The 12,767-nt window shown below is 35.4% G+C and carries 13 protein-coding genes; 11 read left to right on the forward strand and 2 right to left on the reverse strand.

From position 1 onward, the window contains the following. Positions 1-63 precede the first annotated feature (63 nt). The 7 genes from EI981_RS07530 to EI981_RS07560 all read left to right on the forward strand — a co-directional run bounded on the left by EI981_RS07530 (position 64) and on the right by EI981_RS07560 (position 8,387). Complete coding sequence (locus EI981_RS07530; RefSeq protein WP_126996882.1) at positions 64-1,272, forward strand: alpha amylase family protein; 1,209 nt, start codon at positions 64-66, stop codon at positions 1,270-1,272. Between the two features lie 529 nt (positions 1,273-1,801). Next, a complete protein-coding gene (locus EI981_RS07535) occupies positions 1,802-3,268 on the forward strand; it encodes a hypothetical protein (protein ID WP_227011750.1) in 1,467 nt (488 codons plus the stop codon). 417 nt (positions 3,269-3,685) lie between these two features. Continuing rightward, positions 3,686-4,936, forward strand: a complete 1,251-nt coding sequence (locus tag EI981_RS07540) for a phospholipase D family protein (protein ID WP_126996884.1) — start codon at positions 3,686-3,688, stop codon at positions 4,934-4,936. A gap of 372 nt (positions 4,937-5,308) precedes the next feature. Beyond that, a complete protein-coding gene (locus EI981_RS07545; RefSeq protein ID WP_126996887.1) occupies positions 5,309-6,481 on the forward strand; it encodes a hypothetical protein in 1,173 nt (390 codons plus the stop codon). Beyond that, positions 6,462-7,076 (forward strand): hypothetical protein, encoded by a 615-nt coding sequence (locus EI981_RS07550; RefSeq protein WP_126996889.1) that lies wholly within the window; start codon positions 6,462-6,464, stop codon positions 7,074-7,076. The genes EI981_RS07545 and EI981_RS07550 overlap by 20 nt, the downstream gene beginning before the upstream one ends. Then, positions 7,054-7,839, forward strand: coding sequence for a toll/interleukin-1 receptor domain-containing protein (locus tag EI981_RS07555; RefSeq protein WP_126996891.1), 786 nt, complete (start codon positions 7,054-7,056; stop codon positions 7,837-7,839). The genes EI981_RS07550 and EI981_RS07555 overlap by 23 nt, the downstream gene beginning before the upstream one ends. Before the next feature lie 359 nt (positions 7,840-8,198). Further along, the gene (locus EI981_RS07560; RefSeq protein ID WP_126996894.1) at positions 8,199-8,387 is read left to right on the forward strand and encodes a hypothetical protein; all 189 of its coding nucleotides are present in this window, start codon (positions 8,199-8,201) and stop codon (positions 8,385-8,387) included. Positions 8,388-8,771: 384 nt separating this feature from the next. On the opposite strand, the gene EI981_RS07565 is transcribed toward EI981_RS07560, so the two are convergent. Further along, entirely contained in the window at positions 8,772-10,640 is a 1,869-nt protein-coding gene (locus tag EI981_RS07565; RefSeq protein WP_126996896.1) for a DUF2075 domain-containing protein, read from the reverse strand. Between the two features lie 225 nt (positions 10,641-10,865). Between EI981_RS07565 and EI981_RS07570 the strand changes: the two genes are divergently transcribed. Beyond that, positions 10,866-11,066: a nucleoside triphosphate pyrophosphohydrolase family protein gene (locus EI981_RS07570; protein ID WP_126996898.1), complete on the forward strand. Its 201-nt coding sequence runs from the start codon at positions 10,866-10,868 to the stop codon at positions 11,064-11,066. Positions 11,067-11,190: 124 nt separating this feature from the next. Here EI981_RS07570 and EI981_RS07575 read toward each other — a convergent pair whose 3' ends face one another. Next, a complete protein-coding gene (locus EI981_RS07575; protein WP_126996900.1) occupies positions 11,191-11,538 on the reverse strand; it encodes a helix-turn-helix domain-containing protein in 348 nt (115 codons plus the stop codon). A 276-nt stretch (positions 11,539-11,814) separates the two neighbouring features. Here EI981_RS07575 and EI981_RS07580 point away from each other — a divergent pair, with 276 nt between their 5' ends. Genes EI981_RS07580 through EI981_RS29465 form a run of 3 tightly spaced genes read left to right on the forward strand, consistent with a single transcriptional unit; the run spans position 11,815 to position 12,762 of the window. Then, complete coding sequence (locus tag EI981_RS07580) at positions 11,815-12,309, forward strand: hypothetical protein (RefSeq protein ID WP_126996902.1); 495 nt, start codon at positions 11,815-11,817, stop codon at positions 12,307-12,309. 50 nt (positions 12,310-12,359) lie between these two features. Beyond that, on the forward strand, positions 12,360-12,545 hold the full coding sequence (locus EI981_RS07585; RefSeq protein WP_227011751.1) for a hypothetical protein: 186 nt from the start codon (positions 12,360-12,362) through the stop codon (positions 12,543-12,545). A gap of 37 nt (positions 12,546-12,582) precedes the next feature. Next, positions 12,583-12,762, forward strand: a complete 180-nt coding sequence (locus EI981_RS29465; RefSeq protein WP_227011752.1) for a hypothetical protein — start codon at positions 12,583-12,585, stop codon at positions 12,760-12,762. Positions 12,763-12,767: the final 5 nt, after the last annotated feature.

Below are 12,767 nucleotides of genomic sequence, written 5' to 3' on the forward strand. Positions count from 1 at the left end.
GGGGTGCTGCAGATCAATTTGGCACCCCGAATGTTAAAAATCATATAGTTGAGGTGACCAAATATGAGTCTATCTATCGAAAAAGGTGCAAATGTATTGTGGGTTGATTTTATCGCGAATGGGGTTCGATTAGCGGATCGTTCAGAGATGCAGCGCCTTGTGAACAGTGCGAAGCAAGCTGGAGTAACCCACTTGGTGGTGGATGCCAAGATCCCCTATGGACATACGACATTCCCAAGTTCTTATGCGTATCATGTAAGCCGTTGGTCGGACGGACGTTATCAAGCATGGGAAGGAAGAGACTTTCTTGCAGAAATGATAGAGGAAGCGAGTGTTGTCGGGCTTCAAGTCATTGCCAATGTAGATGTATTCGCAGAAGGGACGACCCGTTCTAGAGATGGTATTGCTTATGACAAGAAGGATTGGCAGGTCATGCTGTATAATCCGAGTCTTGCTTCGGAATCGGTTGCCGCCGAAAACGCGGATGATGATACGATTTTTGTGAATCCGATTCATGAAGAAGTTCAACAGCACGAACTTGGGATTCTGAAGGAGATTGCCTCAAACTATAAAATTAGTGGTATTGTGCTAGACCGCTGCCGCTATCCGAATGTTTATGGTGATTTTAGCGAATTAAGTAGGAGTGCATTCGAACAATATATTGGGCAGCCGGTAGCACAATGGCCACAGGACATTTTTACCTTACAAGAAGGTACGAAACAACTCGAGTATGGGCACTGGTTCGCGAAATGGACGGAATGGCGTGCGCTGAACATTAAACATTTCGTGCAATCGGCTAAGCATGTGGTTAAATCCACAAATCCAAGTCTGTCCTTCAGCATTTATGTCGGATCGTGGTATCCGTTATATTACAACGAAGGTGTCAATTGGGCCAGTGAAACATATCGTTCGAACTTGCCATGGGCATCAGAAGAATATCATATTTCCGCGTATGCCGATGAATTGGATTTCATTATGACCGGTTGTTATTATCCCGAAGTGCGAATTGAAGAAGCCGTACAAAACGGCAGACCTGCAGAATGGTACAGCGTAGAAGGAGCGATCCAAATGAGCCTAGAGGCAATTAACGGGCAGATTCCAGTCATCGCGAGCTTATATTTGAAGGATTATGAAGGAAACATTGATCAATTTGAAAAAGCTGTTCGGATGTGCCAAGAACGTACGCATGGTGTCATGTTGTTCGATGTGAGCCATTTGGAAGACTATAGCTGGTGGGCGCAGTTGGATTCTGTATTATCTGTGAAGTCTTGATGAGTGGGTTTCATACCCTAAACAACGATTTTCTGTTACATCAAACAGGTCGATTATGGTCAGATACCACCATGATTGACCTGTTTTTTTCTGGAGAAAATCTGTTTCCTGACATAGGTCTGTCAGTTTAATGACCGTGACGCTGCCCGCGAAAAGTACATTCGCAGTATATGATGAAGAAGGAACGTGCATCAACTTTAGCTTTGTGAGCGGTAACAACAAAGTACAACTGCCGAAAAACGGAACGATTGTATTTGCTGGCGTGCCGAACACGGAATTTGTAATCACGTTGAAGTAGAAGTAATTCTAGGTGGATATTAACAAGAACAAGTAGGGCGCCTGAGAGGGACCACAGTCTAGACTATAGAGAACGATAACAAACGCTACATCCGGGCGATAAAAGACTTTGCCTGAAGGCGTTATACGCAACCACGCCGCATGTCGAAGGTGAAAACTATGGTTGTCGCCTGTTAAATAATACTGTAAATTATTAGGTGAAAGTGTCGTACGATTCATACTAAATAAGGTGGTGGTTAATATTAAGATTAGTGAAATTTTTAACCTAGAGAAAAGCCAGAGGGAACTGGATTTTATTGACATTGATACAGATAATGATTTGCCACTATTCGTTGATCCATATTTCTTATCGCATCGAAAAGACCCTTGGTCTGTATCTACCAATCGAACGATTCAAAGTTTTTTTCACCATGTAATAGAACTATTAGATTCAGGTTTCAAAAAAGAAGCAAGAATCCTATTTGAGAACTTAAGTGAGCCAAATGAAACGTGTCTTGGGGTATCATCTGATAGACCGAGAGGTAGAGGTGTTGGAAAAGACGAGGCAATAAAAATATTTGATAGCTTAATGGATAGTAAAGCCATAGAATCAGGCCTAATTGGTCATTTTGAAGATTTTGTGTTGTTTGTCGACGGAGTAGGCAAAGATAAGATATCAGACTTAACTACTAATCTTATTAGAGAACATCTTATTGAGTATACCCAAACCCAATGTAAACTCCATGGTATTGAGTTGACGAAAGATGTGCCATCAGGATTTTATTGGAATGATACTGAGTTAAAATGGGATACTCGCCTAACAGATATGCTTATAATAGATGGAAGAAAAATAATACTTGTCCCTAAAGGTGCGGTATCATTTAGTTATTACTATATTCCGGATAAGTATTGTCAGCACTTTGTACTTAATTTTCTTCAACATGAGCATATTCGTCTTAATTCCTCCCTTGTTAGGGTTAGAAAACAAAAGAAAGGGCCAGATATAATACTCCCGCCCTATAAGAAAACATTGATCGAGATGGAAGAGCCCTTTCGGAAGGAGTATCTTCGTGATTTTACAAAAAAGCACCCTTCTGTCTTCAGTGAGTTCAGACAAAAGGCTAAAGACCAAATGCAACCCTTAACCAATGAACAGTTAGATGGTGAGATAGACATTAACTACTTCGTTGACTATCTAATAAATAGACTTACTAATATTAATACCGGAGCAGGTAAGCAGGCAACGAAATATCATCGACATATTGTTGGAATTATGGAATTCCTGCTATATCCAAATTTGACTCGACCAGTCGTCGAAAATGATATACATGATGGTAGAAAACGTTTGGATATTTCTTTCGACAACGCTGCCACCAAAGGTTTTTTTCATCAACTTCACGACATCAAGAAGATACCTAGTCAATATGTCGTCGTAGAGTGTAAAAACTATGCTTCTGAGGTGGCAAATCCGGAGTTAGATCAACTTTCTGGTCGATTTTCTCCTAATAGAGGCATGTTTGGAATTCTTACTTGTAGATCAATAGATAACATGGAATTATTCCTGAGAAGATGTAATGACACATACCGAGACGGTAGAGGAGCTATAATTCCAATTACTGACGAGGACTTCAACACCCTTCTCAATTCACTTAAAGACGACGGCAATAACATTATTGAAGAGTTTCTATCAGAACGATTGCGAAAAGTTATTATGAACTAGTAAATTACATCTCTTCAGAAAACTTTATAAGGAGAGCGGAGCGATGGATTACGTATCGTTTACTAATTTAATTTGTTAATCGGTGGGGTAGTCTCGCTTCACTTTGGGCTACTCTCACGGGTTTCGCTTCTCTCGGCGGGCTGAATACTAACGATATCGAACTTGTTTAAGTCTTCGACGACTTACTACCAAAGAAATCAAGCAAGTATTGTTCATAAAGATTCAATAGGAATACAAGGCCTGTTCCATCGCTGGAAGCCTAAAGTAAGGCATACTGCCTCACGATGGGGTGGTGGGGATGAAAGTTTTGATCGTTCGAGCGTTTAGTTCGACCCTTCAATGTAGTCCTCAATAAATAAAAGTAGCCGCCCAGTCTGGGCTTATTGATCATTTTATAAGAATGTGAGGAATTAGGGTATGAGTAGCATTTTCTTTTCAAACTCCATTAAAAGAAATGACTTCCTAAGAAATGAAATGAATCAGTATGGAATGAACATGGAGGTAATGATTGCTGTTGCCTTCTTTACCGACGAAAAGTTTATTCAAAGATTAGTTGAAAATGGATGTATGGTAAAGCTGATTGTACGTTTAGGATTTCCAACGGATTATCGAAGTTTAGAATCAATTATTGCGAAGAAAAATGTGAATATCCGATATTTCACATCAACAAAGTTTCATCCTAAGCTGTACATATATGGGAATGACATTGCATTTTTGGGTTCATCAAATTTAACAGATGGTGGACTAATGGGAAATCAAGAATTAAATGTTTCTATTGATTCTGAAAATCCAGAATTTGATGAATTGAAGGAAATATTTTATGACTATTGGAAGGAAGCTTCGGTTTTAACAGAAGAAGTATTGCGAAAGTATAGAGAAATAACTATTGGTATTAAAAGAGACTTAGATAATATAGATAGAAAGATAATGGATATTATCGGAAAAGTAGAATATGCTAACGTCACTATTATAGATAAGAATAAGAAAAAGAATAATGTAAATGAGCGTGAGCAGGATCTACTGAAGGATTATCAAACATTCCTATCCAGCTTTGAGCAGCTTGAGGAAATATATAAATTAACTAAAAAGAGAATTGTTACAGAAGAATTACCTATACGTATTGAAATACATAGATTCTTGAATTGGGTAAGAGATTGGAAGGCAAATGGTGAGTTATATTTAAAAGCCCCATTGAGAAGCGGAGATGAATTAACTGAATTTTTAAGAGAGAACATTCAACAATATCATAGTCAATGTGAAGCGAACCAGTTTCTAAATGTAATAAATAGATATAGGATACTAAATCAGCAATTAGGCTCAAGTGAGAGAATTAAGTTGTTAAGCAAAGATGATTTGTTAGAAACTCTATCATCAGTCACTGCATTTTATGAACATACTCGACACAGCAAAGCTTTTCAATGGAAGCAAGATTTCCTAAAGAAGAATGGAGAGGAAAGAATAAAAAATACTCTTACGTATTTACTCTACGGAAAAGATGACTTTAGAAAACGAATAGCTAGATGTATTTGTGATATGGATTATTCGTTAGTCCATTTTGGAGAGAGCTGCATTAAAGAGTTATACGGGTGGGTCAATAGAGAAAATATTCCGATTTATAACGGTAGAGTTCAAAAGAGCATGCAATGGTTAGGTTTTGGAAGATTGTGAATTTATCGCAATTCATATGATCTAATGACTCTCAACTGAAATCTGATAAGAAGTTTACTTTATCTCGGCGTTCAATAATCTATATTGATACAATTATAGGTTTTTACAAAGGCGATCCCGAAATAAGAATTGCCACATCAGCAATTAATCACGTTGACGGAATTAGATCAGATGACTCGCAATCGAAGTTAACTTATTAAAAGGTAAAGTTGGATGACGGTGAAATCGGGGTTATACATGAAATCTTAATTTTATGAACGTTAGTCAAAATGGAAATTAACAAATATCTTACTTCCTTATCATGGATAAATTAGGGTATACTCTTCTTTAGAGTTCTTGTATTAATACCTAAATAGAGAGGGTCTTTTTAATATGTTATCAAATACAGAAATCCTTCCAACAGAAGATGAGGTAAATACATTAAAACATGCATTAAGAGTTCTAAATGAAAATGAAATAATAGAGGCTATCCAAGAAAAAATTGATATTCCTTCAAGTGTGAATAAAGCGCAACTATTAAAACAATTTATAATTAGTAATTATCAAAAGGGTGGATTGGAAAAGGAAATATTCGATATTTTAAGAGTAAAAGCCTTCAATCCTGAATTAGATTTAACTGATGGTTTTTATCTCAGTTTAAATCAAGATGCTGTAAAATTAACCGAAATTGAAATACATAAGATAGTAAAAGAATGGAATGAAAAAGAAGATGTTGAATATGAATCTAAAATTGAAATACTTGGTTTTAATGACAAATTGATTTCATTTCTAGTTACTAAAAAAATCGAAAAATTTGTTTATGACAGTCAGTGCCAATATAGTACCAAATACACGGATGACCATCAGGTAGTCATAGAATATCATTATAATCATGACATAGTCTTTTTCCAAACTACAAATACTGTTAAATACTCTTCTGTAAAAACGGTGATGCAAGATTTTTTTAAATTCTTACTCAATGACGAGGAAATTAAACTGAGTATTCCTAAGTTTACACCCAGAATTGAATATAAACTAAAAAAAGATGGATGGACAGTTACATCATCACCACTACATAATATTAGTCCAACTACATTAAAACTACTTGATTTATTCTCTGAATTAGATAAAGAAGAAAACAATTTTTCTCATTTCGAATGTATTGATATAAAATTTGATCATGAGAATACTGGAGATTCCTCATTATTAGCAAAAGTTAATAGTCAAAGTTATGATGGAGGAGATTTGTTAGCAACTGATGATGTTAAACAAATAATATTAAACAATAGGGTTATTCTTTTTGCTGAATTTAAGATTACATATATTGAAGAGAAAGGTGAAGATATAGTCCGATATCATTCTGTATTAGCTGGTATTCAGTACGATAGAAAAAAAAGACTAAGAATTTACATTAAAAATAATGACTTAGGGTTAAAAAGAATTGTAAAACAAGCATATTCTGATCTGAAAAAAGTTTTTATTCAAAACTATAGTGATGATAATTTGAAAAATGAAGAAAAAATCGAATCTCTTTTGGGGATACAAGATGAAAACAAAGAGGAATGAAGATGAGATTTTTATTAGAGATGTTTATCTCTACACAGTGAAGGATTTTGGTGATTTGAAAGAATGTTTTCCTGAACTAACTAATAGGGGTTCCAATGTTGCACCTCTTAGACTCGATGATTTTTTATATGCTTATTATCATATTAATCTTTTCGTTATATTTGCTAAAAGATCGAATTTATTAAGAGAACATATTAATATATTCGAAAACAAATATAAAGCTATTCTTGATCCACTTAAATTGACCCAAAAGAAATTCATAAATTATTTATTTGAAAATGATTTTAGTGAAAATTTAATGGAAATAGAAATTGAAAGAGAGGATTTATATGATTTTTTTGATACGGATTTCTTTATTGGAAGCTGTATTAACTACACATCGACCTATAAAAAAATACTGAATGATGAAGAAATTAATATTAAATTTCTAAAAATGCAACCACTAAATTCAAAATTTACTATTTCATTGATTAATTCAAATCTTATTCATTTTAGCAACGATATAGAAAAAAGTGAGGCAATTAAATTAATGGATCAGTTTCAATTACAAGTTGAGAATTATGGAGGTTTCAATGAGAACAATATTGATTTATGAAAATGCGGGTGAGCTTGAATATTCCTTTAATGGAAATGAAGATTGGCATGAGACAGATGGTATAAGTATTGATTTTTTATTTAAAAAAGGGACTCTACATAGAGAACTAATAGATAAAGTGATTAATTTATCAAAAAATATCGATTGGATTAAGATTGAAGGAAGAGATTTTTTCTTTGATTTAAAGAAGCTTAAAGCTACTTCTGAAATATTTAGTGATTGCTTATGGTTGGATGGCACAATTCACTTGTCATACACATTTGATAAAAGTATGAATGATGAAGAAATCGTTTGTTTCACATCTAGTAAAGAGGAGATTGAAATTAACATGCCGAAAAAAATATTTTTAAGCCACAGAGGTCTTGATAAACCATTGGTACGAGAATATCATAAATTACTGCTTGAATTAGGATATGAACCTTGGCTTGATGAAGAAGATATGGCTGCTGGTGCGAAGTTGCATAGAGGAATATTGCAGGGAATGAAAGACTCATGTGCGGCTGTTTTCTTTGTAACACCTAATTACATTGACGACGGTTACCTAGAAATTGAAATTGATCAAGCAGTAAATCAGAAAGTCAAGAAAAAGAATAGATTTGCAATTATTACATTGTCTCTTCCTGATGAAAATGGTAAAAGAGGTGTTGTTCCTGATCTATTGCAGGATTTTGTATGGAAGCAACCATCATCACATTTAGTAGCCTTTACGGAAATTATAAAAGCACTTCCGTTAATTAACGGAATTAAAATGTGGAAAGATTAGTTTGACTAAATATACTTTCTGAGTTCCCTTAAACATGGGAACTCTATTTTTTATCAGAAGTTTCAATCCAACGAAAACGGAATTTGTACGTTTAGTATTGTGTGAAAATATACTTGAAAAATCCGAACCGCCATCAGCCGATTTATAAAGTGTGTGAACCAAAATCCAAAGGAATCCATTGATCGGCTGTGTATAAACGTGTAATTCCTCGGTACATATCAATGAAACTTCTCATATGATTTACTAGCAAAATTGGAGAATTGTTGAAGCCGTCAGACTTGTTGTTGTTAAAGGCTTAGTGATTTAAGTGTGATAGGAATTCTAGATGTTTTTTATTGCATAGTTGGGGGATGTTAAACATGAATAAGAAGATATTACAGACTGATGCAGATTTACAGAATAGTATTTACTTTCAATGGGAGGTGGAGGTGTGGATCGGAAGGGAATTTGAAATGATTTGTATGATATCAGGTTATGATGAAAATGTAATCAAAGTAGTTGGAGGAGGGTTTTACTTGAGAGAAAATGTGTTATTAAAAATAAATTAAAATTGAAATTTGTATTATTACTATTGTATTTTGTGCATTGTAGCTAGATCAACTGATTTTTAGATAGGAAAATCAATAAATAGCTTAATCGTTCAATTTCACAAAATCTTTGTTACATAAGGCTCCGGCTCTATCTACACGATCAACATCAGCAAGTTCAGGTCGACGAACTCCAAGTTTCATTCCTATCGTGTCGGATAAACAAAGAACGAAATTGCGCCAAAGAGGATGAACAATGCGTTAAGGTATACATAATGGATTTATAAATTAGAAAGCTTATTTTACTAGAATAATAGTTAAACGAGTTTGTTAAAAGGAGGGGCCACCAAAGGCTCCTCCTTTTAGCAGGGGAAAGTTTAAAGTCAAATCCTTTATTTCAATTTGTCATTCAATTCTAGATTTAAAAAATCTTTCTGTATCCTTATCCATAAAGTAAATATAGCAACCTTTCATGCCACGTGTCAGAAGCACCCTGTACGTGTTTTTCACTAAATCAACAAACTGTTCCTTAGAACGCTTCACAACTGTATCATGAGAATGTTCCTTATGCCCTTCCCAAGATTGAGTATCAAGGTCATAGGTAAGATCTTTTCCAAATATAATGCCTACATAATCAAATTCAAATCCTTGCGCAGTATATATACATCCAACTTGGTTGATTCCATTAGGATCATATGCCCACAAGGAAGATTCGGGAATATTTCTATTCAATCGTCTGGCATTAGGTTTAGCATTCCAAGGTCTTTTAAAGTCACCTACAATTACATCTTCAACTAACGTTCCATCTGAATTTGCTTCGGACCATTTCCAGCAAAATCCTGCTGTTAATCTTGCAGAGTGACCCTCGCCAACCTTTTCTTTAATCGCATTGTCTAGATCTACTGGAGAATTAAATATCTTAAACTCAAAATCATCATTTGAATCCCAAATAACATTCGCAGTTTTTTTAATAGACAGTGTATTATTAATCCAATTTATGAATCCATCTGAACCATTACATCTGAATTGTGCATCTAGTTCTTCCATATAAATTTTGCAATTGTTTTCTAATGCATACTTAGTTATGTATGAAACAGAACCAATTTCGTCTGGTCGAACTACTTGATCATCATCAATAAAAAAAACGGATACTTTTGAAGCGTTGATGATTTCTGCAATTTGAGGTAAGTCAGTCCGCTGTTCCTTCTTCATAAATCTATTGTTACTAGTCTTTCTGATTCGATGCGCTTCATCACAAATTAAAACATCGATGTCATTAAGTTTTGCATCCATATAGCTATTAAAATATTTAAATTGAACCCCGCCGCGTCTTCCGATTATTTCACGTAATGTCTCAGTAAATGCTTTAGAACCAGTGGCATAGTGGGCATTATATCCTTTTAATAAGAGATCCGCCATTAGGTTGAGAGCAATTACGGATTTACCCGTTCCTGGACCGCCTTTAATTATAACAACTTGTTTCTGTTTGTCATGAAAACCATCTCGAGCAAAGGCAAAGATTTTATCATAGATAATTTGTTGCTTATCTAACAGGATATACTCAGAATTACCTTTTATGGTGTTACCTACATGGTCCATTAATTTCTTGCTAGGTCTGTATTTACTGTTTTCAATCTTATTGAGAATTTCCATACCATTGCCGGAGCCTACCTTAGAACTAAGATAATCCTTAAGCTTATTAACATCGTCTCCTGTAAACAAAGGGTATTTGTTTAATGATTCACTAAACTTGTCGGCGAAAATTACATCATCAGAGTAGTAGTTATAATTATGTAAATAGGCACAGGCATATAAATCAATAGGATTATCCTCATAAAAGGCAGTGAGAGTGTCTTGTAAATATAATTGGTATCGACCAACTTGTACTGAAGGATGAAGAAGATCCTTTTTTGAGCCAGCCACCCATGTAACAACCTCATTTTGTCCATCTGATTCTTCACATTGATCCCATTGCTTAAGCTCGATGATTACGGCATTCTCTGTTCCATCGGCATTTTTTCCGGTAATCATGCAGTCTAATCTTTGGGAATTAATAGGCAATTGATACTCAAGGAAAATGCCATTGTCGTTAGTTAAAGCTGAATATTGAAAAATTTGAGAAATTGCTCTCAAGGAATTCTTCCAGGATTTAACCTCAGAGTCTGAGGGGAAATATCTGAAATGAAGAAAGAAGCTAGCCTTTAGTTTTTCAGCTATTTGGTTCTGAATTGTGTCCTCAATAAACTGAGCAGATGTTCCAGAATAAAGTTTCATTTTGATGCACCTCGAATATTGTTTTTAGGCGTATAGATTATAGTATATTCGCACTAAATCCTTCTTTCGACAAAAGTTCGTATTAATCCTCCATCCATGTTTATAAGTAGTAAATTCATTGGTATGCTATAGATAAATAGTGCATCTTTAGTTGGACTTGAAGTAAGTAGATCTAATGATTTCTATTAATTATTTTTATATTCAATACCTTTGGAGGGTTCGTTAATGGATGAGCTTACATCAAAAATACTTAGTTTTAGGGATCAAAGAAACTGGGGACAGTTTCATGACGCTAAGGATTTAGCGATTTCACTATCACTTGAAGCGAGCGAACTGTTAGAGCTATTTCAATGGAAGCGAAGTGACGATGTTGTTAAGGAAAAATGGAAGATATTAAAGATGAATTTTATGTTTACTTATTCTTAATACTAAGTTGCTCAATTATGTGAGAAAGAAGATTAGAAAAAATATTATGGACAAGTTGAATTTTTTGATTTAATGATTTTTTCTGGTAACTCAAAAAAAGCTGATCGGAATCCGATCAGCTTTTTTAACTATTTCCATCGATTCGCCTAAAAATTTCAATTAGTATGTTTCGGACCATCTCAATATCTTTTGGATCACGTTGTCTCAGTAAAGAGATAACATCTTTCAAAGTCGATTCCTCTGGCAGTTCTTCCTGTTCCTTCAAATATGTAAAAAGTTCATAAACTCCAACATCTAAGGCATTAGCAATCTTCTCCAGATTTTTCATGGAAACATTACGTTCGGCTCGTTCAATAAAACCTATATAACTTATATTGAAGCCAGCCTTCTCTGCCAAGGCTTCTTGAGACAGTCCCCTTAATTTACGAAGATCCTTTATACGTGTTCCTACTAATTTTAGAATATCTGACATCGTTACACCTCTCTTTATTAGAAGTGTAGGGAATATTTTGAATTGAAATAATACATAGATAATAAGTTATTTGAAATAAATACTACTATGTAGTAATATTATTTATGTATCGTATGTTAAAATTAGATATCTATTCATCTTAAGTATTGTTTTTTTGATTCTGTTTGAAGACTGTGATACATCTATTTCTAATGCATCTGCAATTTTGGTAAGGTCAATTAAGCGAAACAATCGCAGTTGAGGAATCGCCAATAACTGCAATAGGAGCTGAAGCTTGTGAATCATTCAACCTCCATCGACGAATGCAGAGATAACATGAATAAGCTGTTAACCATTCAGGAACGAAGCCCGATTCAAGCCAAATGCATGATCAAGATGCAGCAGCTCGCGCAGATCCACATGAACTCTGCAGCCCGGATGATGCATCCGACCTCCGCCTATGTATGCATTTTGTTTAGCGATCGAGCATTAGAGTACATGCTCAAGGCATTGTATATGGAGGAGAACAACTACATGTTTCCTCCACCTTCGTTTACGCTTCAGGATGTCATCCATCTAACGGCACAGGACTCCGTCCCGGATTTGGATAGAGTGATGTTTATGCATACCATTCATTTTCTGGCCGGCTGCAATGATGTTTCCTTTCTTCGGCTGATGCGCTCCTCGCAGCTTCAGAAGATACTGAACCAAGTGGACGAAGTGTTGCTTCACCTGTCGAACAGAATCGCATCCCATCCTTCTGAGTCGTATCGCTCTATTTTTCCTAATTAAAATGTGAGCTAGTCAGTGAAGCCGAGCAAGAGGGAGACACGTCTGAGTGTTTGATTCTAGAGAAGGCAGCCGAAGGGCTGTTTCTTGGAGCGAAGTCGGCGATGGAAAGCTCGGAATGGCTGAAGTGCCATTTACCGTTTTGCAAGGAGGCGTTCCGCCATTGGCGGATCAAATCCGTGCTATCTCGCCTCTGGCAAACGATGACGAGGCTAACAGAGAACCTATATATGGGGTGATTAGTCAGGGAAAATTAAGTCTTCGCCGAATTTTAGATTGGAAAAGGAAATGAAGGTTGTTGATTTCGCAAGGGTCAAGAAAAGTGGAATAGAAAATATTGCTTATCTAACGAAAAGACCTCATTTGCTTGTTCCAGACGAGAAAAATGGCTTCATTCATGCTAACGGCCAAAAGTTATCTCCCAGCCATGCCTTGGAAACGAAACGAAGCATCTAGTATGA

Source organism: Paenibacillus lutimineralis (genome assembly GCF_003991425.1).
GTDB classification, from domain to species: Bacteria; Bacillota; Bacilli; order Paenibacillales; family Paenibacillaceae; genus Fontibacillus; species Fontibacillus lutimineralis.

Excerpts from the sequence above, each read along its gene's own strand:
- EI981_RS07530 (WP_126996882.1), top strand. The coding sequence starts at position 64 with ATGAGTCTATCTATCGAAAAAGGTGCAAATGTATTGTGGGTTGATTTT.
- EI981_RS07540 (WP_126996884.1), top strand. The coding sequence starts at position 3,686 with ATGAGTAGCATTTTCTTTTCAAACTCCATTAAAAGAAATGACTTCCTA.
- EI981_RS07545 (WP_126996887.1), top strand. The coding sequence starts at position 5,309 with ATGTTATCAAATACAGAAATCCTTCCAACAGAAGATGAGGTAAATACA.
- EI981_RS07550 (WP_126996889.1), top strand. The coding sequence starts at position 6,462 with ATGAAAACAAAGAGGAATGAAGATGAGATTTTTATTAGAGATGTTTAT.
- EI981_RS07555 (WP_126996891.1), top strand. The coding sequence starts at position 7,054 with ATGAGAACAATATTGATTTATGAAAATGCGGGTGAGCTTGAATATTCC.
- EI981_RS07560 (WP_126996894.1), top strand. The coding sequence starts at position 8,199 with ATGAATAAGAAGATATTACAGACTGATGCAGATTTACAGAATAGTATT.
- EI981_RS07565 (WP_126996896.1), bottom strand. The coding sequence starts at position 10,640 with ATGAAACTTTATTCTGGAACATCTGCTCAGTTTATTGAGGACACAATT.
- EI981_RS07570 (WP_126996898.1), top strand. The coding sequence starts at position 10,866 with ATGGATGAGCTTACATCAAAAATACTTAGTTTTAGGGATCAAAGAAAC.
- EI981_RS07575 (WP_126996900.1), bottom strand. The coding sequence starts at position 11,538 with ATGTCAGATATTCTAAAATTAGTAGGAACACGTATAAAGGATCTTCGT.